Below are 970 nucleotides of genomic sequence, written 5' to 3' on the forward strand. Positions count from 1 at the left end.
GCATTGAAAAACGAAGTTCCGCATTTCGACCTCCGTAAATTTCAATAAGCGGCTCATCGCCCTCTTGGAACAAAATTAGTCGGTTAGGCTGAATTACATACTCTTCTAAGGCATCGATGGTATGCCACGCGTCCTGTTCGTAAACCCTTAAAAATTGCTGAATAGGCGTGTTGCGTTTGCGATCACGCAGCATCAAGCCTTGTGCAGTTTTGCTATGTACACCCGAGTAAGCTAGTAATTTTTGCGCAAGCTCTATGCGCTTACTTAAGCGTGCGTTCTCACCTAATAGAACCAGCATGCTCGGCTCATCAGTATTCATCATATCTAACAAAGCCAGCGCTTTTCCTTTGGGTGAACGATACTGTTCAAGCGACCTTGTAATCGCATCAACCGCCTGTTTTTCACTCACGAGAAATGTTGGGAGACTGAGCTCGCTTGGTGACGGTCTCGTGTAATTATCATTATTCAAAAACCACGTAACATAACGAATCGCAGCTTCTTGCTTACCTAGATTCATTTTCCCTTCAAGCAGAACTGATTCATAACCGTTTTCTGAGTTATTCTTTTGCGACTGGAAGGGACCAAATTTTTGAGTGACTAAGGTACGACGGTAAGGGTTTTTATCTGCAGCATTGATAAACAATCGAACAGATTCTTCAGTGGCTTCAAACGAGAGCTTTATTTCGACAGACCATACTTCTTGGTCTTGATTCGTCGTGAGCGGAAACGAGAGCACTTGGTTTTTATAGGCGACCGCGCCGAGACCCAAAATAATAAGTACACTGATGACGAACGCAATTTGAAGCCGGGAGTTCATAAGAGCACCTAATCGAGCACCATATAACGTTGACTGGTATCAACGAGCACATTGCCTTCAAGAAAGCTACGACCGACCAACAAAGGGTATCTGAATTCTGAACGATCATTCAAATTCACCTCTGTCTTCATTTTAATATCGCCCATAGTGAGC

At 43.7% G+C, this 970-nt stretch carries 2 protein-coding genes; both read right to left on the reverse strand.

Annotated features, from left to right (window positions below; translation table 11 throughout):
- Nucleotides 1-817, reverse strand: an 817-nt coding sequence (locus A3739_RS02515) for a UUP1 family membrane protein (RefSeq protein WP_156502276.1), incomplete at its 3' end; no start/stop codon positions are given.
- Nucleotides 818-825: 8 nt separating this feature from the next.
- Nucleotides 826-963 (reverse strand): RimK/LysX family protein, encoded by a 138-nt coding sequence (locus tag A3739_RS31315; protein WP_082878230.1) that lies wholly within the window; start codon nucleotides 961-963, stop codon nucleotides 826-828.
- Nucleotides 964-970: the final 7 nt, after the last annotated feature.

Source organism: Oleiphilus sp. HI0067 (assembly GCF_001635735.1).

Coding starts and splice junctions, on each gene's coding strand:
- A3739_RS31315 (WP_082878230.1), bottom strand. CDS start 963: ATGGGCGATATTAAAATGAAGACAGAGGTGAATTTGAATGATCGTTCA.